The sequence below is a fragment of the Vibrio hibernica genome, from assembly GCF_015223435.1.
Classification (GTDB): domain Bacteria; phylum Pseudomonadota; class Gammaproteobacteria; order Enterobacterales; family Vibrionaceae; genus Vibrio; species Vibrio hibernica.
The window spans coordinates 36,176-59,612 of sequence record NZ_VHKO01000011.1 but is presented as its reverse complement, the minus strand read 5'-3'; the positions used below and the strand labels follow the sequence as shown (position 1 = coordinate 59,612).

24 protein-coding genes are annotated in these 23,437 nt (G+C 41.6%); 17 read left to right on the top strand and 7 right to left on the bottom strand.

Going from position 1 to position 23,437, the window contains the following annotated elements:
- Positions 1-2: 2 nt before the first annotated feature.
- From gspF to cysQ, 11 genes are all read left to right on the top strand, one after another.
- Positions 3-1,226 carry a type II secretion system inner membrane protein GspF gene (gspF, locus tag FH976_RS06790; protein WP_194090135.1) on the top strand — a complete coding sequence of 408 codons (1,224 nt, stop codon included), beginning with the start codon at positions 3-5 and terminating at the stop codon, positions 1,224-1,226.
- A 35-nt stretch (positions 1,227-1,261) separates the two neighbouring features.
- Positions 1,262-1,729, top strand: coding sequence for a type II secretion system major pseudopilin GspG (gene gspG, locus FH976_RS06785; protein WP_194090134.1), 468 nt, complete (start codon positions 1,262-1,264; stop codon positions 1,727-1,729).
- 117 nt (positions 1,730-1,846) lie between these two features.
- Positions 1,847-2,452, top strand: coding sequence for a type II secretion system minor pseudopilin GspH (gspH, locus tag FH976_RS06780; protein WP_194090133.1), 606 nt, complete (start codon positions 1,847-1,849; stop codon positions 2,450-2,452).
- Positions 2,436-2,843, top strand: coding sequence for a type II secretion system minor pseudopilin GspI (gene gspI, locus FH976_RS06775; RefSeq protein ID WP_407701634.1), 408 nt, complete (start codon positions 2,436-2,438; stop codon positions 2,841-2,843). The genes gspH and gspI overlap by 17 nt, the downstream gene beginning before the upstream one ends.
- Positions 2,830-3,525, top strand: a complete 696-nt coding sequence (gspJ, locus tag FH976_RS06770) for a type II secretion system minor pseudopilin GspJ (RefSeq protein WP_194090132.1) — start codon at positions 2,830-2,832, stop codon at positions 3,523-3,525. The genes gspI and gspJ overlap by 14 nt, the downstream gene beginning before the upstream one ends.
- Before the next feature lie 19 nt (positions 3,526-3,544).
- Positions 3,545-4,591, top strand: coding sequence for a type II secretion system minor pseudopilin GspK (gene gspK, locus FH976_RS06765; protein WP_407701633.1), 1,047 nt, complete (start codon positions 3,545-3,547; stop codon positions 4,589-4,591).
- Positions 4,557-6,014, top strand: a complete 1,458-nt coding sequence (gene gspL, locus FH976_RS06760) for a type II secretion system protein GspL (protein WP_194090131.1) — start codon at positions 4,557-4,559, stop codon at positions 6,012-6,014. Before gspK ends, gspL begins: the two co-directional genes overlap by 35 nt.
- A 12-nt stretch (positions 6,015-6,026) precedes the next feature.
- Positions 6,027-6,536, top strand: a complete 510-nt coding sequence (locus FH976_RS06755) for a type II secretion system protein M (protein WP_194950335.1) — start codon at positions 6,027-6,029, stop codon at positions 6,534-6,536.
- 4 nt (positions 6,537-6,540) lie between these two features.
- Positions 6,541-7,326 carry a type II secretion system protein N gene (locus FH976_RS06750; RefSeq protein WP_194090130.1) on the top strand — a complete coding sequence of 262 codons (786 nt, stop codon included), beginning with the start codon at positions 6,541-6,543 and terminating at the stop codon, positions 7,324-7,326.
- Positions 7,327-7,437: 111 nt separating this feature from the next.
- Positions 7,438-7,992 (top strand): ADP compounds hydrolase NudE, encoded by a 555-nt coding sequence (gene nudE / locus FH976_RS06745; protein ID WP_194090129.1) that lies wholly within the window; start codon positions 7,438-7,440, stop codon positions 7,990-7,992.
- 1 nt (position 7,993) lies between these two features.
- A complete protein-coding gene (cysQ, locus tag FH976_RS06740) occupies positions 7,994-8,824 on the top strand; it encodes a 3'(2'),5'-bisphosphate nucleotidase CysQ (RefSeq protein ID WP_194950334.1) in 831 nt (276 codons plus the stop codon).
- Between the two features lie 209 nt (positions 8,825-9,033).
- Here cysQ and cybB read toward each other — a convergent pair whose 3' ends face one another.
- The 3 genes from cybB to FH976_RS06725 all read right to left on the bottom strand — a co-directional run bounded on the left by cybB (position 9,034) and on the right by FH976_RS06725 (position 11,243).
- The gene (gene cybB / locus FH976_RS06735) at positions 9,034-9,558 is read right to left on the bottom strand and encodes a cytochrome b561 (RefSeq protein WP_194090128.1); all 525 of its coding nucleotides are present in this window, start codon (positions 9,556-9,558) and stop codon (positions 9,034-9,036) included.
- 206 nt (positions 9,559-9,764) lie between these two features.
- Positions 9,765-10,358: a Fe-S biogenesis protein NfuA gene (gene nfuA, locus FH976_RS06730; protein ID WP_194090127.1), complete on the bottom strand. Its 594-nt coding sequence runs from the start codon at positions 10,356-10,358 to the stop codon at positions 9,765-9,767.
- 135 nt (positions 10,359-10,493) lie between these two features.
- Positions 10,494-11,243, bottom strand: a complete 750-nt coding sequence (locus FH976_RS06725; protein WP_194090126.1) for a ComF family protein — start codon at positions 11,241-11,243, stop codon at positions 10,494-10,496.
- A gap of 89 nt (positions 11,244-11,332) precedes the next feature.
- Here FH976_RS06725 and bioH point away from each other — a divergent pair, with 89 nt between their 5' ends.
- The gene (gene bioH / locus FH976_RS06720) at positions 11,333-12,097 is read left to right on the top strand and encodes a pimeloyl-ACP methyl ester esterase BioH (RefSeq protein ID WP_194090125.1); all 765 of its coding nucleotides are present in this window, start codon (positions 11,333-11,335) and stop codon (positions 12,095-12,097) included.
- A 12-nt stretch (positions 12,098-12,109) separates the two neighbouring features.
- On the opposite strand, the gene FH976_RS06715 is transcribed toward bioH, so the two are convergent.
- Together FH976_RS06715 and glpD are read right to left on the bottom strand one after the other, a co-directional pair.
- A complete protein-coding gene (locus FH976_RS06715; protein WP_194090124.1) occupies positions 12,110-12,874 on the bottom strand; it encodes a DeoR/GlpR family transcriptional regulator in 765 nt (254 codons plus the stop codon).
- 114 nt (positions 12,875-12,988) lie between these two features.
- Positions 12,989-14,578: a glycerol-3-phosphate dehydrogenase gene (glpD, locus tag FH976_RS06710; RefSeq protein ID WP_194090123.1), complete on the bottom strand. Its 1,590-nt coding sequence runs from the start codon at positions 14,576-14,578 to the stop codon at positions 12,989-12,991.
- Positions 14,579-14,928: 350 nt separating this feature from the next.
- Here glpD and FH976_RS06705 point away from each other — a divergent pair, with 350 nt between their 5' ends.
- The 4 genes from FH976_RS06705 (at position 14,929) to glpQ (ending at position 20,239) form a co-directional block, all read left to right on the top strand.
- Positions 14,929-15,786, top strand: coding sequence for an MIP/aquaporin family protein (locus tag FH976_RS06705; protein WP_194090122.1), 858 nt, complete (start codon positions 14,929-14,931; stop codon positions 15,784-15,786).
- A gap of 34 nt (positions 15,787-15,820) precedes the next feature.
- Positions 15,821-17,326 carry a glycerol kinase GlpK gene (gene glpK / locus FH976_RS06700; protein WP_194090154.1) on the top strand — a complete coding sequence of 502 codons (1,506 nt, stop codon included), beginning with the start codon at positions 15,821-15,823 and terminating at the stop codon, positions 17,324-17,326.
- Between the two features lie 258 nt (positions 17,327-17,584).
- A complete protein-coding gene (gene glpT / locus FH976_RS06695; RefSeq protein WP_194090121.1) occupies positions 17,585-18,946 on the top strand; it encodes a glycerol-3-phosphate transporter in 1,362 nt (453 codons plus the stop codon).
- A 183-nt stretch (positions 18,947-19,129) separates the two neighbouring features.
- Positions 19,130-20,239, top strand: coding sequence for a glycerophosphodiester phosphodiesterase (gene glpQ / locus FH976_RS06690; RefSeq protein WP_194090120.1), 1,110 nt, complete (start codon positions 19,130-19,132; stop codon positions 20,237-20,239).
- A gap of 138 nt (positions 20,240-20,377) precedes the next feature.
- Here the strand turns inward: glpQ and envZ are convergent, their stop codons facing one another.
- On the bottom strand, positions 20,378-21,703 hold the full coding sequence (gene envZ / locus FH976_RS06685) for a two-component system sensor histidine kinase EnvZ (protein ID WP_194090119.1): 1,326 nt from the start codon (positions 21,701-21,703) through the stop codon (positions 20,378-20,380).
- A gap of 178 nt (positions 21,704-21,881) precedes the next feature.
- Positions 21,882-22,601, bottom strand: coding sequence for an osmolarity response regulator transcription factor OmpR (ompR, locus tag FH976_RS06680; protein ID WP_194090118.1), 720 nt, complete (start codon positions 22,599-22,601; stop codon positions 21,882-21,884).
- A gap of 348 nt (positions 22,602-22,949) precedes the next feature.
- Between ompR and greB the strand changes: the two genes are divergently transcribed.
- Complete coding sequence (gene greB, locus FH976_RS06675; RefSeq protein ID WP_194090117.1) at positions 22,950-23,420, top strand: transcription elongation factor GreB; 471 nt, start codon at positions 22,950-22,952, stop codon at positions 23,418-23,420.
- Positions 23,421-23,437 lie beyond the last annotated feature (17 nt).

Here is a 23,437-nt window from a genome sequence, read left to right as displayed (position 1 = left end):
TCATGGCAGCCTTTGAGTACAAAGCGCTCGACGCAAAAGGTAAACAGAAAAAAGGCATATTGGAAGGTGATAATGCCCGCCAAGTTCGTCAACGCTTAAAAGAAAAAGGCTTAATGCCAACTGAGGTGATTGAAACTAAAGCTAAAAGCCAGCGCGCTAAATCGAATGGCTTTAGCTTTCAGCGTGGTATTAGCACCAATGAATTGGCCTTGGTCACACGTCAATTATCGACCTTAGTGCAATCAGGAATGCCGCTTGAAGAATGCTTACGCGCAGTAGCGGAACAATCTGAAAAACCCCATATTCGTAATATATTAGTAAGTATTCGCTCACGCGTGGTGGAAGGCTATACCTTATCTAACAGTATGGCAGACTTCCCTGCGGTATTTGATGATTTGTTTTGCGCCATGGTGGCGGCAGGTGAGAAATCAGGTCATCTTGATGCAATTTTGGACCGTTTAGCCGACTACGCTGAAAATCGTCAAAAGATGCGCTCTAAACTGCAACAGGCAATGATCTATCCGATCATGTTGACCTTGATTGCATTAAGTGTGGTGGCCTTTTTATTAGCCGCAGTGGTGCCTAAAATTGTCGATCAATTTGTGCAAATGGGGCAAGGATTACCTACTTCTACACAAATACTATTGAATGCCAGTAATTTTGTTCAGAACTGGGGGCTAGAGTTATTAGTCGTCATTATTGTGGGGATTATTGGTTTAAAAGTGGCGCTGAAAAAACCGAATTTTCGTATGGCTTGGGATAGAAAAGTTCTCAAATTACCCGTTATAGGTAAAGTTGCCAAAGGATTAAATACCTCACGCTTTGCTCGTACTTTGGCAATTTGTTCGTCTAGCGCAATTCCATTATTGGATGGGATGAAAGTGGCGGCCGACGTCATGAGTAACCAATACTTTAAAGCACAAGTCATGGAAGCATCAGAACGCGTTCGTGAAGGAACCAGCTTGCGTAAGGCATTAGAACAAACACGATTATTTCCCCCTATGATGCTGCATATGATCGCCAGTGGTGAGCAAAGTGGTGAGCTAGAACCCATGCTAATACGCTCTGCCGATAACCAAGATCGTGACTTTGAATCTTTGGTTAATATGGCACTGGGCGTTTTTGAGCCATTATTGATCGTGTTTATGGCAGGAATTGTGCTGTTTATTGTTACCGCGACCTTAATGCCGATATTAGAATTAAATAATTTGGTCACACAAAAATAAGCATGATAAAAGAACGATTTTTACAGGAGAGAAAAATGAGATTCAAATCAACAAAGAACCCACTAACTCGCAAGCAAAAAGGTTTTACCTTGCTTGAAGTAATGGTTGTGGTGGTTATTTTGGGTATTTTAGCCAGTTTTGTCGTACCTAACCTTTTAGGTAACAAAGAAAAAGCCGATCAACAAAAAGCGGTCACGGATATTGTGGCATTAGAAAACGCACTGGATATGTATAAATTAGATAACAGTGTCTACCCGACGACAGATCAAGGCTTGGAAGCGTTGGTGAATAAACCAACAGGCAGCCCTGAGCCACGCAATTATCGTAACGATGGTTATATCCGTCGCTTACCAAAAGACCCTTGGGGTGGCGATTACCAATACTTAAGCCCTGGTGATAAAGGTAATATCGATGTATTTAGTTTAGGTTCAGACGGTCAAGAAGGCGGCGATGATGGCTCTAAAAAAGATATTGGTAACTGGAATATTCAAGACTTCCAATAAAAATTAGAACCGGAATTAGAGGACGCTTCGCTCGAGGTTTGAAGTCTGCGTTTTTTTCTGAGTTCTGTTGCTGGTCATTATTTGAGATAGAAGTCGTTTGTTGTTTTAAGGAAATATATGCAGCGTAAGGCTGGCTTTACTTTACTTGAGATCTTATTGGTTGTGGTATTGATGTCATTATCGGCATTAGCCGTGGTGCAAACCATGCCGGAGAGACAAGATGATCAGCTAAAAGATCAAGCCTTACGTTTTTTTCAGCGTCTGCAATTACTCAGTGATGATGCCATTTTGAATGGACAAGATTACGGTATTTATATTGATGATAAAAAATTCAACTATAAATACATGATCTTAACTGAAGATGGCTGGAAAGAAGTAAAAGATGATAAGCATTTTACCGCAACGCAGTTACCGGAAGGCACTCAGTTTCAATTTCATTTAGGCTCTGGCGCTTGGGCGGATGATGATCGTCTATTTAAAGCAGAAGATTTTTATGAAGATCATTTTGAAGAGGATGATATAAAGCCTAAACCTCCACAAATCTTTGTACTTTCAAGTGGTGAAAATACGCCATTTGAAATCACTTTTAACTCTGAGCAGAATAAAAACAATGAACAAAATTGGCGAGTTAAAGTGTTAGGAACGGGTGAGGTTACACTACTGTCTCCGGGGGAGTTGTCTCCGAGTGAGTCGGATGAGAATGATGATGCTAAAGCATATTAAATCATCAATATGGTCGAATTCGTCGACATTGGGTCGAAAAAACCAGATCGGCATGACGTTACTTGAAGTTTTGATCGCACTGGCTATTTTTGCTACCGCAGCGATTAGTGTGATCCGCGCTGTCACCCAGCATATTAATACTTTGACGTATTTAGAAGAGAAAACCTTTGCCAGTATGGTGGTCGATAATCAATTGGTATTACTGCATTTAGATAAACCATTAACGTCAGCTAAAAAAGGCAAAGAAGAGTTTGCCGACAAAACGTGGTATTGGACGGCTAAGCCAGTAAAAACCGGTATGGATTTAATTAAAGCCATCGATGTTAGTGTTTCAACCGATAGCGATCAAAAGAATAGTATTTTAACGGTGCGTACTTATGTTAAACCATAATCTCAACCGTTATTGCAGGCAAAAAATAGCGTTCAAGCAGAGCCGAGGCTTTACTTTAATTGAAGTCTTAGTGGCTATTATGGTATTTGCTAGTTTAAGCCTTGGTGCGTATCAAGTCGTCAATCAAGTACAGCGTAGCAACCAAGTTTCATTGGATAAAACCGAGCGGCTGCAAGAGTTGCAACGAGCAATGATCGTAATGGATAACGATTTTCGACAAATGGCTCAACGACAATTTCGCTTTGGTAGCGATAATGGCAACAATGATAAAGCGAAGGTTCTCTATGCTGGAGAATATGTTCTAGATTCTGACAGTAATGGCATTGTTTTTACGCGTTTAGGTTGGCTGAATCCACAACAGGCTTTTCCTCGTGGTGAAATCGTAAAGGTTGGCTATCGAGTGGTGCAAGAAAAGTTAGAGCGAGTCTGGTGGCGCTATCCGGATACTCCAGTTAGCCAAGAGCCATTACATAAAGTTGTGCTATCTCAAGTCGAAAAACTGAAATTTCGTTTTTATGATGGAACCACTTGGCAGCAAGCATGGACAAAAGATGCCCAGTTACCTCAAGCGATAGAAGTGACATTACATTTAAAAGATTATGGTGATATTCGTCGGGTTTATGTGATCCCACAAAGTGAATCAACCAATGTTGCTGAAGGGGATAATAATGCCGCTTCATAAACAAAATACTGCTTATAAAATGACAATGAAGCATCGTCAAAAATATAAAACTAAGCAAAGCCAGCAAGGTGTGGCGCTCATTTTTGTATTGTTGATTGTCGCGGTATTAGTGGCATTAGCGGCAACCATGACAGAGCGTATGTCGACTCAATTTTATCGTGCCAGTAACTTATTGAATCACCAACAAGCTTATTGGTACAGCATGGGCGTAGAAGCGCTCGCGCAAGTGGCAATTGAAGAAACCTATAAAGAAAACAGCGATGTGGTCAATTTGAGCCAAGCGTGGGCAATGAAGGATGCACATTATCCGCTTGATAATGGTGAAGCGATTGGCAGTATCCGTGATATGCAGTCGTGTTTTAATCTTAATGCACTTTCAGGATTACCCGTTTCGAGTAACCCAAGTGAACGACCTTATTTAGTTAAAGTACTGGCGTATATGCTAGAGGATGCTGGAATAGAAAGCTATCAGGCCGAAGTGATTGCTGACTCAGCCAAAGAATTTGTTGATAGTAACGATACGGTTAATACGCCATCAGGTGTTGAGAATAGTACTTATGAAGGTTTTAAACCGGCGTACAGCGCGCCCAATGGCATGATTGCAGATGGCACTGAATTTAGAGCGATTAATCAAGTGAGCGCTCAGGCAATGAATGCTGTTAAGCGCGTCACTTGTGCCATTCCAACTTCTACTTTAGCGGTTAATGTGAATACGATTAAACCCGAACAGGCCTTGTTATTAGCCGGTTTATTTCAGCCGAACTTGAGCCTCGATGATGCAAAAAAAATAATCGATGGTCGACCTTATGACGGCTGGTCAAGCGTACAAGATTTTTTGGCCGAGCCAGAAATTAGTCGAGTGGCAGCTAATATTCAATCGGAAGCCACACCATACTTAGTGGTGACCAGTAAATATTTTGAATTAGACGCGCAAATTAAAGTGGATAAATCGAGAGTGCGCTTAAGAAGCCTGTTATATAGTGCAGACAATAAAACCACCCAAATCATACGTCGTCGTTTCGGAGGGATCAGTGAACGAGTTTCTGACAATCAGACTGAGCAATAACCCTAGCGATCCTATCGCATGGTTAGTGTGGTCGACCCAGTTAAATGATGTGATAGCCTCGGGCGAAATTGTGGGTCGTCAACATTTGGCGCAGTTGTTTGAATACAGCCAGCAACGTACTACGATTGCATTATTACCGAGCAGTCATGTGTTATTGACTCCAGTCACTGTGCCTTCTGGTGCTGCGCGGCAACTCAATAATATGTTGCCATTCTTAATGGAAGATACGCTGACACAAGATATTGAAACCATGCATTTTAGCGTATTGCATAAAGAAAGCGATCAAGCGACGGTTGCGACGGTTGATCGCGATTTATTGGCACAATGGGTACTCGATTTTAAGCAAGCGGGGATATTGCTCAAGCGAGTTTTACCAGATTGTTTAGCACTACCAAAACGAGACACGGGCATTAGCGCTGTGCATCTTGATGGGCAATGGTTATTTCATCAAGGTGAGGTAAAAGGCGCTGCAGTTGATGACTCTTGGTTAGACATATTCTTACGTTCAGGCTGGCTTGATCCTGAAGGCGATGCATTACATTTTGAAGATCTGCTACAAGATATTGAAGATCCCGATCTTGTCGATCAAGGTGAAAGCGCTGAACCCGATGCAGATTCTGAACTCAATGAGATCCAGTCGATTCAAGAATCGGTAGAAGAATTGGCAAATGCATCAAGTGGCGCTCTAGTTACAGATCAAACGGCTGTTGGAAATAACGGCGAATTAGAATCTTCTGCGTCTAAACCATCTTCTGTGTCAAAGGCTGAAGACAATACTACGATTTACAGTTATAGCCCGTTACCCATCGGACACGAAAGTTTACCCGGACAATGGCAAGCATTACCTGATAAATTAATCATGTCAGTTTTGGCGCAGGGCGCTATTTCAAATAAAGTGAACTTGTTGACTGGGGAGTTCAAATCTCAATCTTCATGGTTAAAACATTGGAAAGTATGGCAGAAGGTTGCTATTGCCGCTGGCGTGCTTATCGTTGTTTTACTCGCGAATAAAAGTTGGCAAGTGCAACAGCTAGAAGCTCAAACGCAAGCGTATAGAATTGAAAGTGAACGTATTTTCCGCGCTGTATTTCCAGACAAGCAACGCATACCAACCGTGAGTTATTTAAAGCGCTCTATGCAAGATGAAGAACAAGCGTTATCTGGCGGCGGCAGTGGAGCATCGGCGCTGGGTTGGATGGCCAAGCTTCCAAAGGCGCTGCAACAAGCAAAATCTATCTCCGTACAAAGCGTTCAATTTGATGGCACCAGACAAGAGATTCGTCTGCAAGCACAGAGTAACGATTTTCAACCTTTCGAGATTCTACGGACTGAACTCGCAAAAGATTTTTCGGTTGAACAAGGTCAGTTAAATAAGAATGGTTCGGTTGTACAAGGTAGTTTTGTTATAAGAGCTAAATCATAAAAAGGCGTACTCATGAATGAAAAAATAGCGGCTTATATTACGCCTCTGTCGACTTGGTGGAACAGTATTTCCTTACGAGAGCGCCGATTAGTCTTAGCATGCGCGGGATTACTGGTGCTTGGGTTTTTATATTGGGGAATATTTCAGCCGTTATCACAACGCAGCGAAGATGCTCAATTACGCTTAAGCAGTGAGAAACAATTATTGTCTTGGGTAACTCACTCTGCCGATAGCATCGTTGAACTGAGATCGAAAAGTGGCACTCAATCTTTTGATAGGGAGCAGCCGCTCAATCAAGTGATTGCCAGCACTGCTCAGCGTTTTAAAGTCGAACTTATTCGTATGCAACCTCGTGATGATATGCTGCAAGTTTGGGTCCAACCTTTAGCATTTAATAACCTAATCAACTGGATAGCCGAGTTACGCGATAAATATGGTCTGAAAGTGCAGTTCCTTGATATTAACCGTGCGGATAAATCCGGTGTCGTAGAAGTCAATCGCCTGCAATTTACCCGAGGATAATAGTGTGAAACAAAAGAAGTGGTATTTCATCGTTTTCATCCTCGTTTTTCTCTGGAGCGTGATTGCACACCTCCCAGCAAGTTGGCTGTACGCTCATGTTCCTCAAGCTTCATTGCAAACGAATGTGGCTCTACAAGGTATTAGCGGCACAATTTGGAAAGGTTCGGTACAACAGTTAAACGTTGAACGTCAGCAATTAGGTTCGTTGTATTGGGATTTTCAACCAAGCCAATTATTGACAGGGAAAGCACAATTCAAAGTTCGTTTCGGTCAAAATAGTGATTTAAAATTAGCCGGAAAAGGTGAGGTTGGTATTAGCTTTTCTGGAGCTTATGCGAAAAATTTTGTGGCTTCGGTTCCTATTGATAAGCTTGTAAGCCAACTTGAGCTCGTGAGTAAATTTAAGCAGCAAGTGCCGGTTGATCTTTCTGGTCAGCTGGAGTTGTCTCTTCGTCACTTTAGCTATGCTCAACCATGGTGTGATTCCGCTGATGGTGATCTTGTTTGGAATCAAGGCATGATTGATTCCCCTATAGGGTCGATTGCACCAGGGCCGGTGATTGCAAGTTTAAAATGTACTAAACAAGCGGTTGATGTGAATGGCACACAAAATAGCAATCAAGTCAGCAGCCAGTTTAATATCAACTTAAATAAACAAGCTCAATATAAGTTAACAGCGTGGTTTAAACCGGGCGCAGAGTTTCCAGAATCGATGGGGAAACAATTACGCTGGTTAGGCAATCCTAATGCTGAAGGGCAGTATCCGTTTATCTTCTCAGGCAAACTATAGTTATTATTGCGTGTATGCTTCATTCATCCACGTAACACTAATGGGCTTGAGTGCGTGTATATCGATTATTTGAAATCACTGGCTGAAATGGTTAAGTAAAGGAGTAGTGAGATGGCAAAACAGCAACCCCCTGAAATTTTAGCAACATCAGTGGTGGCAAAATCTCGCCTATTTACCATTGAATCATTGGATTTGCGTTTCTCGAATGGTGAGGAACGAACCTATGAGCGTATGAAGCCGAGTAATCGCGGCGGCGTGATGATTGTTCCGGTGACGGCTCAAGGTGATCTATTATTGATCCGAGAGTATTGCGCTGGCACTGAGCGTTATGAATTAGGTTTTCCTAAAGGTTTAATTGATCCGGGTGAGAATCCACAGCAAGCGGGAAATCGCGAACTAAAAGAAGAAATAGGAATGGGCGCGCATCAGTGGACACCGCTCAAACAAGTCGTGTTAGCGCCTTCTTATTTCTCAAGCACCATGACACTATTTTTAGCGCAAGATTTGTATGCTGAACGCCTTGTTGGTGATGAGCCCGAGGAATTAGAGATAATACGCTGGCCGTTGCAGCAAGCAGAAGAACTACTGACTCATTTGGATTTTAGCGAAGCGAGATGTATTACTGCATTAATGTTAGCGCTCCGCGTCTTAGCTAAGGAGGCTTGATATGTCTCAGATAATATCGCCGAAAGATTTATCACATTTGCTTCCTGATGTTATTCAAATCGCGCGTGAAGCCGGTCAACGAATTTTAGAAATTTATCATAGCAAAGATTATCAATCCTTTGTAAAAGAAGATGATACGCCGGTTACTAGCGCTGATTTCGCGGCCCATAAGATCATTACTCAGAGATTACCTGAACTGACACCCGACATCCCTGTTTTATCAGAAGAAGCCGCTGATATCAGTTTAAAAGATCGGGCACAATGGGATCGATACTGGCTGGTGGATCCATTAGATGGCACGCAAGAATTTATTGCTCGCAGTGGCGATTTTGCTACCGTAATTGCATTAATTGAAAATAATCGTCCTATCATGGGCGTCGTATATGCCCCTGTTTCTGGCGTGACGTATTTTGCTTATGATGGAAAAGGCTCATGGAAAATTCCTGAAATGGATGAGCATATTCGGATCCATACCCATAAACATGAAACGGCCGATCAATCGATTTCAATTGCGATTAGCCGTCGTCAGAATATCAACAATATGACCAAAAAATTGTCTCCCGCCCGAAATTATGAACTTGTTCCATTAGGATCGGCAGCGCTTAAAGCGTGCTTGGTCGCAGAAGGTGCGGTGGATTGTTATATTCGCTTAGGGCCGACAGGTGAGTGGGATACGGCTGCGACGCAATGCATAGTTGAAGAAGCTGGTGGTCGTATTTTGAACACTGAGCTTGAACCTTTGTCCTACAACGAGCGTGAAACATTAGAGAACCCAAACTTTATCGTACTGGGTGATGAAAGTATGGATTGGCAAGAGATCTTGATAAGGTAACTTAAACGTTCTTTCTCATATGCAATAATAAGCCCACTTCATTTGATTGAAGCGGGCTTTCGGTTTTATAGACAAATATAAAGATATCGATAGTAGTTTTAGGCATATTTTTGGCTATCAATATTGAGTATCTAAAATAGTGTAAGTGATTGAATATAAAGTGGTTTGAAGCGTTTTTTAATTGACAATATATAATAAAATGAGTGTTGTTATTTCTTCGGCATCATCCGTATTAAGGTGTCATCTTTCACCACATAATGATGATACAAAGCCGCGATAGCGTGAATACCAATCACAAAGTAGCCAGTATTGGCAATCCACTCATGAATATTTTTAATCGAGCCTGCCATATCTTTATCGGGTGTTGAAACTGTCGGCATTGATATCCCTAGTAATGGCCAAGACTTACCTGCAATGAACAACAAACTTATCCCCAAAATAGGTAAAGCAATAAACCCGAGATATAACAAGCTATGCGCTAGATGCGATAGCCCAGTTTGCCATGCGGGTGGTGTTGGCGAAATAGCAGGGGAGGTGTGTTTCTTTTTTAGATAAACCCGTACTAGCATTAATATCAATACCCATATGCCGGTATTGAAGTGGATGATTTTGACGTAATCATGCCAAGGATTAGGTTTTGGAATAAAGCCTTTCAGCTCAATTGCAGAATAAGTAATGGCGATTAATAATAATATTAGCCAGTGAAGTATTATTTGAGGTTTAGAGTAACGCATGAAGTCATATCCCTATTTTAGTGTGTGGATTATGGACTATATAATGTGGGAATAGTGTTAGGTTTACGCAAATTTACGTTATCTTATTATATTAATTTGAGTCTGTTGGATGTTTTTAATTCCTATGGAAACAACAAAGCCGAGTAATGAAAACTCGGCTTTGTTTTTGTAGCGTCTATGCTTTGTCTTAAAACAAGAACACGTCGTTACATATAAGAGTGCTCACCCGATTCATGGTCTGTTGAATCTCGAACCGCAGTTAATTCACCTGAGAATTGCTCAATAAGTTGCTTCTCAATGCCTTCTTTTAGGGTCACATCAACCATTGAACAACCGTTACAACCGCCGCCAAACTGCACTAAAGCAACACCAGAATCTGAAATGCTGATCAGGCTAACATGGCCACCGTGGCTTGCCAGTTGAGGATTCACTTGAGTTTGAATTGCGTATTCAACACGAGCCATTAGCGGTGCATTGTCATCGAGTTTACGCATTTTCGCATTAGGCGCTTTTAGGGTTAACTGAGAGCCCATCTTATCGGTTACAAAGTCAATCTCTGCATCTTCTAAGAAAGGTAGACTAATTTCGTCAACATAAGCATTAAAATTACTAAAGTTAAGTACTAAATCAGAAGACTCAACGGCTTCTGGTGGACAATAAGAAACGCCACATTCTGCATTAGGTGTTCCAGGGTTGACTACGAACACACGAATATGAGTTTCATTCGGCTGCTGCTCAAGTAATTTACCAAAATGAGATTGGGCAGTATCTGTAATTGTAATAGTGTTTGTATCTGACACGGCTAATACCTGACTATTTTAGTGGGATTTTGTGGTCATTTTACTCTTCTTGTTGTGATGATCCAGCCTCTTTTCTTACTATTTGTTAGAAATTTGATTTCAAGTAATTGGGTTCGATGATTTGAGGCGTTTTAATTATTTGGGTTCAGGCGTTCGGCATAAACAATACACATCAATTCTTTCAACCCCAGCTTTGCGTAATGCGCGACAAAGTGGCTCAAGCGTACTGCCAGTTGTCACGACATCATCAACTAGAGCAACGTGTTTATTTTTGGGAGCCTGCATTAAAAAAAATACACCACGTAAATTTCGTTGACGTTGCTTTTTATCTAACCCCTTCTGTTGAACGGTGGCGTGGGTACGACGAAAGACATGATTATTTAACGCAACGCTTTTGTTCTGATATTGATACTGCTTCACTAACTGAAAAGCCAGTGAATGACTTTGATTAAAACCACGAAATAGTAACCGCTTCCAATGCATCGGGACAGGAATACACTCGGGAGCTGGATTGGGGATTTGGCTTTTAAGTAAAGCGGCCAGATCATACGCCAGCCAATATTGACCATGATATTTAAAATCTTGTGCAACTTTACTGATTGGATACTGGTAACTATTAATGCAATAAAGGCGATCCCATGATGGAGGATCGGAAAGGCATCGTCCGCATTGTGGCACCGTATACAGTGTTGTTAAGCCACAATGTTGACAGCGGGGTTCTGTGTTAATGAAGGCTTTGATGCAAGTGGAGCACCATAAATGAGAAAGAGCATGAGTGGTTTTATCTACCGGTATCGTTAAGCGGCATAGTGCGCATTGTCTCGGAAATAAATGGGGTAGCCAACGCGTAATTACGCAAAACCATGCACTAAAAAGAGTAATCATCGAGAGTCGTTTTTGATCTGAACATTAAGGGGTATAATCGTGCCAGAATCATGTTTGATTAATGTATGAATTTAGTAGTAGGAGTGAGGATGAGTGGATTGCACTGGCAGAGTCAAGGTGAAGGTCTGGATATCGTATTGATTCACGGATGGGGAATGAACGGCGCCGTTTGGCAACCTACCGTTGATGCATTATCGGTTAAGTTTAGAGTGCATAGTATCGATCTGCCCGGTTATGGGTTAAGCCATGATCAAACCGCTCAGGATTTAGACGATATTTGCCAGCAAGTCTTAGCTCAAGCGCCGGAAAAAGCCGTGTATTTAGGTTGGTCATTAGGTGGGTTAGTCGCCACTAATATTGCTTTGCATCACCCTGAACGTGTTCATAAACTGATTACCGTAGCGAGTTCACCTAAATTTGCAGCGGAAAAAGGTTGGCGCGGTATTTTACCTAAAGTGCTAACCGATTTTACCCGCCAATTAACCAGCAATTTTAAGCTGACGATTGAAGGTTTTATGATGCTGCAAGCACTCGGAAGCCCTTCTGCTCGCCATGATGTGAAGGCAATAAAAAAACAAGTCTTCTCTCGCCCGATGCCGGATCCTGAAGCTCTAAAAATCGGATTGAAAATTTTATCTGACACCGACCTTCGGCCTGCATTATCGGATATCACCATTCCTATGCTGCGTTTATACGGCCGTTTAGATGGTTTAGTGCCAAATAAAATTGCTGCTATGGTGTCAGAGTTAGCACCCAGTAGTGAGTGTTATACTTTTCATTCTTCATCCCATGCACCGTTTATGACTGAGCATGAGTTATTTTGGGAAAAAATTGAAACCTTTCTCATACAATAAAATGAGCGAATACTAAGCTTGAATTTGCAATGTAATGCCTAGCTCTTTGATTAAATCATTAATTTCTTTTGGTGGGGCTTGATTGGTGACAATTAGGTCAATATCTTTAATGGTGCCTAAGTTGACCATCGCATTACGGCCAAATTTAGAGTGATCGATTGGTAAAAATATGGCGCGGCTATTTTCGATAATTGCGCGTTTTACTCGAACTTCGTGGTAATCGAAATCCAATAACGAACCATCAAAATCGACACCACTTATACCCAATACACCAAAATCTAGGCGAAATTGGGAAATAAAATCTAAGGTCGCTTCACCGGTTACGCCACCATCTTTATTGCGCACTTCGCCACCGGCTAAAATCACTTTGAAATCAGGCTTACTCATCAAAATGATGGCGGCATTGATATTGTTCGTAACGATACGTAATTGGTGATGATCTTTTAATAACGCCCTTGCAACCGCTTCAGGTGTGGTTCCAATGTCGATAAATAAAGTAGAACCATCGGGAATGTGTTTTACCAGAGCTTCTGCAATGCGGTTTTTTTCATTTTGATTCATAACCTTTCGATCATTATAAGGGGAGTTTTCTGCGCTATTGGTGAGGATTGCACCACCATGATTTCGACGAATTTTATTGGCATCGGCCAGCTCATTAAGATCTCGACGAATAGTTTGAGGGCTAACTTCAAACATAGAGACTAAATCATCGGTACTGACATAGCCTTGAGATTTTACTAACTCAATAATTTGTTGGTGCCTTTCACTCGCTTTCACACAGTTTTCCTTTTTTCGACATGCTCTGATTGCGAAAGCAGTGTACGTGATAAGCGTAATGAAAGGCAATTTAGCATCATTCAATACCATCAAATAATGCTCAAACCGTTATAGTTATCCCATCTTTTTAGCGCAATCGAACATAGTGTCAGGCGTTACTGTGCTATTTGCCACTTTGTTCTCAATATACAAGCTCACTTGCGCTTGGACTTCAGGTGATAACATAATGCCAAGTTTCGTTCTACGCCATAAAACATCTTGTGCGCTGCAAGCAAATTCATGGCTTATTAAGTAATCAATTTCACATTGATACACGCCTTCACCAAAATGTTGCCCCATCTGAGATTCTTGAGTCACCTCTTTTAACATCGTCTTTGTTTGAGTTCCATATTGGCGACAGTAGCGTCGGATGGTTTTATTGTTGAGCCAAGGATATTGTTGGCGAAGTTGCATACTTTGTAGGTTTTCATCGTATCCCTCTCCACCAGGTAAAATGGAATCGGCAGTCCAGCTTTTTCCCATCTCTGGAAAGAAAGGAGATAATTGTTTCATCGCTGATTCGGCTAATTTCCGATAGGTGGTTAATTTGCCCCCAAAAATAGACAGAAGTGGCGCTTGTTCACCTTCTTGTTCGAGTGACAGAGTGTAATCTCGTGTGATCGCTTGTGGTGAATCCGATTCATCATCACATAATGGACGAACACCGCTATAGCTTGATACCACATCATCGGCTTTAATTTGATGAATGAAATGTTTGTTAACCACATCAATGAGATAATCAATTTCTGATTGTTCAATCGCCACATTGCGAGGATCGCCTTTGTATTCAACATCGGTGGTACCGATCAAAGAATAGTCATCTAAATAGGGCGTTACGAACACAATACGATGATCATCATTTTGAAGAATATAAGCTTGTTCTTCGTTGTGAACTTTAGGGACAATGATGTGTGAACCTTTGATCAAGCGGATCCCATAAGGCGATTCGGCTTCGATATTATCCGTTATAAAACTGCGCACCCAAGGGCCAGCAGCATTCACTAATGCATGAGAATGCCGCTCAAAGCGAGTATTACTACGCTTATCCAATAACGTCACTTTCCAAATATCGCCAACACGTTCAGCCTTTTCTACATGGCAATAGTTTTTGATTTCTGCCCCTTGTTGCTGTGCTTGTAAGATATTTAGTAGCACTAAGCGTGCGTCATCGACCCAGCAATCTGAATATTCAAAGCCTTTGACAATATCTTCTTTTAACACCTTAGTTTGACGAAAATCGACGCCATGACTGCCTTTTAATAAACCTTCATTCTTAGAGGTGAAAGGATTAGAAAAGAAAGAAGGTTTACCTAAATGATCATAAAGGAAAAGACCGGCACGGATCATCCATGCTGGGCGCAGAAATGGTCGATGAGGTAAACGAAAACGCATTGGTTTTGCAATATGAGGGGCTTTTTTCAGTAACACTTCTCGTTCAGCAAGCGATTCTGCAACTAAACGAAATTCATAATGTTCAAGGTAGCGTAGACCGCCATGAATTAATTTTGAACTGGCAGAAGAAGTAGCGGAAGCAAAGTCACCTGACTCATATAAGCCTACGTTTAAATTTCTTCCAGAGGCGTCCGCTGCAATGCCTGCACCATTGATTCCACCACCAACGATGATGAGATCTAACACTTCATTTACATTTTCTTGCTTGTTCATCTTTAACCTCTGGTCGAATTTATAAAGTAAATGTTCGTTCGAGCATTTTGGTTTAATTTACCTAAAATAAAATAACTGTCCAGTTAAATTTTAAGGATAAATACCATTATTTAATCTATCACTATGATTTATAAGTTTTTATTGATTGCTTTCTATAGTTTTCGATCTTGACCCCTTGATTTCGTTCGTTATTTGTTATTAACGATACAAATGTGATTATATTTGTTTTTGCTCGAATGGTTAAAAGTGTGAGCGTACGCACATTTATGGTGTTTGTTTGTTTACATATTATAAACATCTTGTAGTTTTGCGTTCGGATTCTTCCAATAACAACAAAATGGACTTTAACTATGGCATCTCTACAAACGAATAAACTAAATCAATTGCTTGGAGAATGTATTTCGGAATTTATTGGCACAGGTTTGCTAATCTTTTTCGGTGTTGGGTGTGTTGCCGCTTTGGTATTGACTGGCGCGAGCTTTGGTCAATGGGAAATTAGTATCATTTGGGGACTCGGCGTTGCTATTGCCATTTACTGTACTGGCGGAGTCTCTGGCGCGCACATAAACCCAGCAGTAACGATTGCATTAGCGTTATTCCACGGCTTTGATAAAGGTAAAGTGTTGCCTTATATCGTGTCGCAAGTGCTGGGCGCATTTTGCTCTGCAGCATTAGTATATGGGCTGTACAGTAACCTATTTACCAATTATGAATTCACGCATGACATGGTGCGTGGCTCTCAAGACAGTTTAGCGTTGGCTGGGATTTTCTCTACTTACCCTAATTCACTCCTCAGCTTTGGTGGCGCATTTGCGGTAGAGTTTGTGATCACCGCAGTATTGATGTTCGCTATCTTAGCGTTAGGGGATGATCGTAACGGCGCGCCTAATAAAGCCATGACACCCTTATTAATTGGTTTATTAATTGCAGTTATTGGTGGTTCATTGGGGCCATTGACGGGCTTTGCGATGAATCCTGCGCGTGATTTTGGACCTAAATTCTTTGCTTACTTAGCAGGATGGGGTGACATGGCATTAACTGGAGGCAAGGATATTCCTTACTTCATCGTTCCAATTCTAGCGCCAATTATGGGCGGCTCTTTTGGTGGGTGGTTATACCCGAAAGTGATCGCTCCTTACTTAGCGGCTAAAAATGAGCAGCCGAACGAACCAGCAGAAAATGCACCTCAAGTGTCAACCAACTCATAAATATCACGATTAAATGAAAATGAAGAGATAAGGAATCAGCATGGAAAAGAAATATATCGTCGCTTTAGACCAAGGTACAACGAGCTCTCGCGCTGTCGTACTGGATCGTGATGCCAACATTGTTTGTAGTGCACAACGTGAATTTACACAAATCTATCCTCAAGCGGGTTGGGTGGAACATGATCCACTCGAAATCTGGGCGTCTCAAAGCTCAACGTTAGTGGAAGCGCTGGCGAAAGGCGGCCTACATTCTGATGAAATCGCTGGCATTGGGATCACCAATCAACGTGAAACGACTATTGTGTGGAACCGTAATACCGGCAAACCTGTTTATAACGCGATTGTGTGGCAATGTCGTCGTACCGCCAGTATTTGTGAAGAATTGAAAAAAGCAGGTCTTGAGGAGTATATCCGTGAAAATACAGGTTTAGTTGTCGACCCTTATTTCTCGGGCACTAAAGTTAAATGGATTTTAGACAACGTGGAAGGCGCTCGTGAACAAGCAGAAAAAGGCGAGCTTGCGTTTGGGACGGTAGATTCATGGTTGATTTGGAATATGACCCAAGGGCGTACTCATGTCACCGATCCAACTAACGCCAGCCGCACCATGTTATTTAACATCAATACTCTTGAATGGGATGAAAAGTTACTTGATGCGATGGGCATTCCCAAATCCATGATGCCAGAAGTGAAGTCGTCATCAGAAGTCTACGCGCAAACCAACATCGGTGGTAAAGGCGGTACTCGTATTCCTATTGCAGGTATTGCGGGTGATCAACAAGCGGCATTATTTGGTCAAATGTGTGTTGAAGCAGGGCAAGCGAAAAATACTTATGGCACCGGTTGTTTCTTATTGATGAACACTGGCGACAAAAAAGTCACTTCAAAAAATGGCTTATTAACCACTTTGGCTTGCGGCCCGAAAGGTGAAGTAAGCTATGCATTGGAAGGTGCCGTCTTTATTGGCGGTGCATCGGTGCAATGGCTGCGTGATGAACTGCAACTGATCAGTGATGCGGCGGATACCGAATATTTTGCAACTAAGGTAGACACCTCAAATGGCGCCTATGTTGTGCCAGCATTTACCGGTTTAGGTGCGCCGCACTGGGACCCGTATGCACGCGGCGCTATTGTTGGATTAACACGTGGTGTAAACCGTAACCACATCATCCGCGCCACACTCGAAAGTATCGCCTATCAATCATTGGATGTGATTTCAGCCATGCAGGCAGATTCAGGTATCAAACTTGATTTCTTAAAAGTGGATGGCGGCGCGGTAGCCAATAATTTCTTAATGCAATTCCAGTCAGATGTTTTAAATACCGAAGTGCAACGTCCAGTTGTGACTGAAGTCACCGCTTTAGGTGCGGCTTACTTAGCCGGCCTAGCCGTTGGGTTCTGGGGCAGTATTGATGAGTTAAAACACAAATCAGTATTGGATCGTTCTTTCCAACCGTGCGCCGATGATGGCAAACGTGAACGCCGTCATAGTGGCTGGAAGCGCGCAGTTGAGTGTGCGAAAGGCTGGGCGGTTGAATAGAGAGGTATAACCGTTCAAAAAATCTTTAAAGCAGAAATATAAACGACGAGCATAGAAGATAGTAGTATTGTTTCTACGCTCTATTTTTCCTTAATAATCATGAGTTAAAGGTTTATGATTATTCATTTAAACCTCATATCTTTACTCGATAGAATGGTGTTTTACTGGCTTTATACGCAGGTATATTGGCGATCTTAACTGCACCATTTAAATCAAAATAAAATATGTTATCGAACAATACTAATAATCGAGGTCATTATGATCCATCTTTTTAAGCCTAAAGCGCATATAGAGCGTTTGGCTGATGATAAAATAAGTACTACTTACACCCGTTTACGCTGGCAACTTTTTTTAGGCATATTTTTTGGCTATGCGGGTTATTATTTAGTACGTAAAAACTTCAGTTTGGCGATGCCATACCTGATTGAAGAGGGCTTTACTCGTGGGCAATTAGGTGTCGCGCTTTCTGCAGTATCTATCGCTTATGGCTTATCTAAATTTTTAATGGGCAGTGTCTCAGACCGTTCTAATCCCAGATATTTCTTAACTGTCGGGCTGGTTATGTCGGCATTAATTATGTTGTGTTTTGGTTTTATGCCATGGGCAACAGGCAGTGTGACCGCTATGTTCATCCTGCTTTTCTTGAACGGCTGGTTTCAAGGTATGGGTTGGCCAGGTTGCGGCAGAACCATGGTCCATTGGTGGTCGAAAAAAGAACGTGGTGAGATTGTTTCCGTTTGGAACGTCGCGCATAACGTGGGCGGCGGTTTAATTGGTCCATTGTTCTTACTTGGCTTATGGGCATTTAATGATGACTGGCGTTCGGCTTTCTATGTACCGGCATTTGCAGCGTTATTAGTCGCTTTCTATATTTGGATGACGGTGCGAGATACGCCTCAATCATGTGGTTTACCACCGATTGAAGAGTACAAAGAAGATTACCCTGAAGATTACAGTAAAGATCATGAAAAAGAGTTGTCTGCCAAAGAGATTTTCTTCAAGTTTGTGTTTAACAATCCAGTGTTATGGATTATTGCGGTGGCTAATGCCTTTGTGTATTTGATCCGTTATGGCGTACTTGATTGGGCACCGGTTTATCTTGGTGAGGTAAAACATTTCACCGTAGATAAATCCTCATGGGCTTATTTCCTTTATGAGTGGGCTGGTATTCCAGGGACATTATTGTGTGGTTGGATTTCCGATAAACTATTTAAAGGAAAACGTGCTCCTGCTGGTATTTTATTTATGGTACTTGTCACCATTGCTGTGCTTGTGTACTGGTTTAACCCACCGGGACAACCCACCATCGATATGCTGGCCCTGATTACCATTGGTTTCTTAATCTATGGTCCTGTGATGCTGATTGGTTTGTACGCACTAGAGTTGGTACCGAAGAAAGCCGCTGGTACAGCGGCAGGTTTAACCGGATTATTTGGTTACTTGGGTGGAGCCGTTGCAGCGAATGCAGTATTAGGTTACACCGTTGATAATTTCGGTTGGGATGGCGGTTTCATGGTACTAACAGTAGCCTGTGTGCTTTCGATTATTTGCTTTATCGTGGCGCATTTCGGTGAAAGTAAATACCGTGGTGAAAATAGTTCTAAAGCTAAATTGAGCTAATTAAATCGTGGTCATAAAAGGAAGCTTATTTTTGATGAGCTTCCTTTTTTATAAGTCTAGCCATGTGTCATAAAAAATTCACCGCGCATTATTTAAGCTATCACTTTGAATATGCATAGTGTTTATCTTTAAATAACCTGTTTTTACGAACTCGTTTTTACGAATCAGTTTTAAGGAATTTATATGTTTTCGGTTCAATTCTTGTTAAAAAAAACAAAAATTAAAAAAAGTGCTTGTCTATTGGGCTTAGCCATGATTTCAAGTGTCAGTGTAGTGAATGTGAGTTGGGCAAGTGATTCAGATAAAATTGTGATTGCGCACCGTGGTGCATCGGGGTATTTACCAGAACACACCTTGCCTGCAAAAGCATTAGCCTATGGGATGAAACCAGATTACATCGAGCAAGATGTGGTCATGACCAAAGATGATCAGTTAGTGGTTTTACATGATCATTATTTGGATCGTGTGACTAATGTAGCTGAAGTTTTTCCAAATCGGGCTCGAAAAGATGATCGTTATTACGCCATTGATTTCACCTTGGCGGAAATTAAACAGTTAAAAGTAACTGAAGGATTTGTACTGGATAATTCAGGTAAACCGAAAGCCGTATTTCAAGATCGTTTCCCCATTTGGCAATCCAACTTCTCGGTTCCTACCTTTGCCGAAGAAATTGAAATGATACAAGGTTTGAATAAAACCTTAGGCTATAACGTGGGTCTGTATCCTGAAATCAAAGCCCCTGCTTTTCATCGTCATGAGGGTAAAGACATCAGCAAAGCGGTACTGACCATGCTGAAGCACTATGGATACACCAGTAAAAACGATAAGGTTTATTTACAGTCTTTTGATCCCATTGAACTGAAACGCATTGATAAAGAATTGATGCCGGAGATGAAGATGGATCTTAAACTAGTGCAGTTGATGGCTTATACCGATTGGAATGAAACCATGGTGTATCAAGACAACAAATCAACCCCTTATAATTATGATTGGATGTTTAAAGCGGATGGCATGCAAGCAATCGCGCAATATGCAGATGGTATTGGCCCATGGAAATCAATGGTGATTGATGATAAATCTACGCCATCTAATATCATAGTCATGCCGCTTGTTGCACAGGCCAAAAAGGCGGGATTAAAAATTCATCCTTATACCTTCCGTGCTGATGAAGGCCGCATTCCAAGTTATGCCAAAGATTTCAACGACATGTTGGATATCTTTTACAACAAAGCCAAAGTGGATGGTGTGTTTACCGATTTTCCGGATAAAGCGGTTGCGTTTTTAAATCGTTAAGTTCTGTAGGCGCATCTACACTTACTTAAACTGAGAGATGAATATGGTTTTGTATCTCAATCTGCCCTAACTAAGAGAAGAGTGGCAGATTGATTTACCGTCAGCGTATCTTGGCTTACTTTTAAGTACCATTAACCCTTATCGTTTCTTTTTATACACCGGAATATTAATCTGAACTTTTAACCCACCTTCGGTTCTATTCGTTACTAAAATAGCCCCTTGATGCTGGCTGACAATTCGTTTGATAATCGCCAGTCCAAGTCCCGCGCCTTCACTGCTGCCTCGCGCGGCATCGCCTCGTGTAAACGGTTCGAATAAGAATTCAACTTGTTGTTTATCAATCCCTGGGCCATTATCTTCAACGCAAACCCACACTAATTTATTGTCGGCGGTGATCCCGGTGGAGACTTTTATCCAACCATTACCGTAGCGGATGGCGTTGACGATTAAATTAGACACCACGCGCTTAAGTGCAATTGCCTCACCCAAAGCATGACGCAGTGAACTGCCTGTTACCAATTCAAAATTAACCCCATGCTTGTCACGCTCGGCATTGACGACTTCGGTCACTATTTGGTTAATGTCCACATCATTATGGCTATCAATTTGCGCGGGTTTTAAATAAGCCATGAATTGACTAATGATATCGTTACATTCTTCGGTGTCTTTTATCATGCTTTCAGCTAGATAGTCGTCTTGTGGCGACATCATTTCAGTCGCTAAGCGAATACGAGTAAGCGGTGTTCTCAGGTCATGGCTAATACCAGACATTAATAATGCTCGATCTTCTTCTAGTGCTTTGATGCCTTTGGACATCTGATTAAAAGCTTTGGTTACCGCTAATATTTCAGATGATCCACGCTCTGGCAGTAGAGGCGGGATATCGCCGTGACCAACGGTGATGGCGGCTTTTTCTAATGCCACCAATGGTCTATTTTGTAATCTAATAAAGAACCACATTCCAGCAATTAATAGTAAAGCGATCAGTAAACTATTACGAAAAAGAGGGGCGAAATCTTTTTCTTGTAATTCAGTTAAGGGAATACGAACGAGTTTATTAGGCAGGTCATCAATTTTAAGCCACAGAACATAGTTTTTACCACCAAGAACCAGCCTTGCTTCGGTTGGCGAGTTTACTTGTTGCGTCATATCCTCGCTTAAAAAGTCGATAGGGGCGGCATGGTTAAATTCGACCGCTTCAGGGGAATTATTCGCATAAATAGACACCCCTAACTCGGATAATAACTCCCGACGAAAAGGGCGATCATTATCGTTGTTATCTTGTTGCATTTTATCTTCATCCAGCATGAGTTTCACTTCATGAGATAAGATACGATTGAATTGTTTTAAGCTAGGTAATAAGGCGTAGTTAAACATGATTAAGTAAGATAACACTTGGCTAGCAATCAGTAAGACCACTAAAAAGAAAACGGTTTGACTGCGAGAGCTACGAAGACGAAGCATGACAAATATCCAAGGTTGGTAAGGTATTGAATGACCAATTCGGTGAAGAAGGGAGCTTGAATTCTGGGGCCATCCTTAGCGCCAAATTTTAAGTCATATTTATGAATGTATATTTTTATTAACACATATTTACCAGCCTCTAATATCTAGGGCTAGCAAAGATGGAGTGAGTTTGTACTTATGCCTTTTTACCGTCAGGCACAAACACATACCCTAATCCCCAGACAGTTTGAATGTAACGAGGATGACTTGGGTCTTCTTCTAACATACGGCGTAAGCGTGAAATTTGAACATCGATTGAACGCTCCATTGCCGAGTACTCACGACCACGCGCCATGTTCATTAGTTTATCGCGCGACATTGGCGTTCGCGCGTGGTTCACCAGGATTTTTAATACAGCAAATTCACCTGAAGTGAGCGGCATTGGAGCTTCACCACGGAACATTTCTCGTGTACCAAGATTGAGCGTGAACTCACCAAACTCAACAATTTCTTCATCTGAACTTGGCGCACCAGGCGCTTCAATTGATTGACGACGTAAAACTGCACGTAAACGCGCCAGTAATTCCCGAGGGTTGAATGGCTTAGGAAGATAATCATCGGCGCCAACTTCAAGGCCTACAATGCGATCAATTTCATCACCTTTTGCGGTTAACATTACGATGGGTAGCTGATTATTATCGTGGCGTAGACGACGGCAAATCGACAATCCGTCTTCACCCGGCAACATAAGGTCAAGCACCATTAAATGGAAATTTTCACGGGTTAACAAACGATCCATTTGCTCTGCGTTAGCCACACCACGAACTTGAAAACCTTGTTCTGTTAAATAACGCTCCAGTAATGAGCGCAGGCGAGCATCGTCATCGACCACTAATATTTTATAGTTCTCTTGCATTTTATCTGTCTCGCATTTTTTAAAGGCTTACCGAATGAGTTTTCCATCATGGCAAAACATGGGTAAAGAATAAAATAGAATCTGAATTTTAATATAAAGCAAATGTAACGGAACATCTTCTTTTTATCATCGTTTGATACATTGAAAATAGACTAATATTAAAAAAGTTTCCTTCATGCTTTTATTCAAACATTGTCTAAGATCGTCTCTCCAGAATTTTTATGCCTCTATCAATTGGAGCCTGGTGAAAATGGCAGTATAGTTTTGTCTCACAAAAGTCTTTCCTGTTGCGATGCTTGACGCAACCAAAAGCCTTTACAGTAGCTATAAATAAATTGGATTGTTGACGTGAAAACAAAACTAATCACCAGAGAAGGTTATAACAAACTGAAAGCTGAACATGATCACTTATGGAATGAAAAACGCCCTGAAATTACCAAGATAGTGACATGGGCTGCAAGCCTCGGTGACCGCTCAGAGAATGCAGACTACACTTTCAATAAACGGCTGCTTCGTCAAATAGATCGTCGTGTTCGCTTTTTACGCAAGTTCTTACCTGAAGTCACGATTGTTGATTATTCCCCTCAACAAGAAGGAAAGGTTTTTTTTGGCGCATGGGTTGAAATAGAGAATGAAGACGGTGAGATCAAAACCTTTAGGATAGTCGGCCCTGAGGAAATTTATGGGGGCGCAAAAGATTATATTTCAATCGACTCACCAATGGCTCGAGCAGCATTGAAAAAAGAAGTCGATGATGAATTTACCGTACCAACGCCTGAAGGTAACAAAGAATGGTTTATCAACTCAATTAAGTACTAAGCTATCGTAATGGATAA

Excerpts from the sequence above, each read along its gene's own strand:
- gspJ (WP_194090132.1), top strand. The coding sequence starts at position 2,830 with ATGTTAAACCATAATCTCAACCGTTATTGCAGGCAAAAAATAGCGTTC.
- gspH (WP_194090133.1), top strand. The coding sequence starts at position 1,847 with ATGCAGCGTAAGGCTGGCTTTACTTTACTTGAGATCTTATTGGTTGTG.
- glpT (WP_194090121.1), top strand. The coding sequence starts at position 17,585 with ATGATCCATCTTTTTAAGCCTAAAGCGCATATAGAGCGTTTGGCTGAT.
- FH976_RS06725 (WP_194090126.1), bottom strand. The coding sequence starts at position 11,243 with ATGATTACTCTTTTTAGTGCATGGTTTTGCGTAATTACGCGTTGGCTA.
- gspF (WP_194090135.1), top strand. The coding sequence starts at position 3 with ATGGCAGCCTTTGAGTACAAAGCGCTCGACGCAAAAGGTAAACAGAAA.
- gspI (WP_407701634.1), top strand. The coding sequence starts at position 2,436 with ATGCTAAAGCATATTAAATCATCAATATGGTCGAATTCGTCGACATTG.
- nudE (WP_194090129.1), top strand. The coding sequence starts at position 7,438 with ATGGCAAAACAGCAACCCCCTGAAATTTTAGCAACATCAGTGGTGGCA.
- glpQ (WP_194090120.1), top strand. The coding sequence starts at position 19,130 with ATGTTTTCGGTTCAATTCTTGTTAAAAAAAACAAAAATTAAAAAAAGT.
- FH976_RS06755 (WP_194950335.1), top strand. The coding sequence starts at position 6,027 with ATGAATGAAAAAATAGCGGCTTATATTACGCCTCTGTCGACTTGGTGG.
- cybB (WP_194090128.1), bottom strand. The coding sequence starts at position 9,558 with ATGCGTTACTCTAAACCTCAAATAATACTTCACTGGCTAATATTATTA.
- ompR (WP_194090118.1), bottom strand. The coding sequence starts at position 22,601 with ATGCAAGAGAACTATAAAATATTAGTGGTCGATGACGATGCTCGCCTG.
- glpD (WP_194090123.1), bottom strand. The coding sequence starts at position 14,578 with ATGAACAAGCAAGAAAATGTAAATGAAGTGTTAGATCTCATCATCGTT.
- gspK (WP_407701633.1), top strand. The coding sequence starts at position 3,545 with ATGACAATGAAGCATCGTCAAAAATATAAAACTAAGCAAAGCCAGCAA.
- envZ (WP_194090119.1), bottom strand. The coding sequence starts at position 21,703 with ATGCTTCGTCTTCGTAGCTCTCGCAGTCAAACCGTTTTCTTTTTAGTG.
- cysQ (WP_194950334.1), top strand. The coding sequence starts at position 7,994 with ATGTCTCAGATAATATCGCCGAAAGATTTATCACATTTGCTTCCTGAT.
- bioH (WP_194090125.1), top strand. The coding sequence starts at position 11,333 with ATGAGTGGATTGCACTGGCAGAGTCAAGGTGAAGGTCTGGATATCGTA.
- FH976_RS06705 (WP_194090122.1), top strand. The coding sequence starts at position 14,929 with ATGGCATCTCTACAAACGAATAAACTAAATCAATTGCTTGGAGAATGT.
- gspG (WP_194090134.1), top strand. The coding sequence starts at position 1,262 with ATGAGATTCAAATCAACAAAGAACCCACTAACTCGCAAGCAAAAAGGT.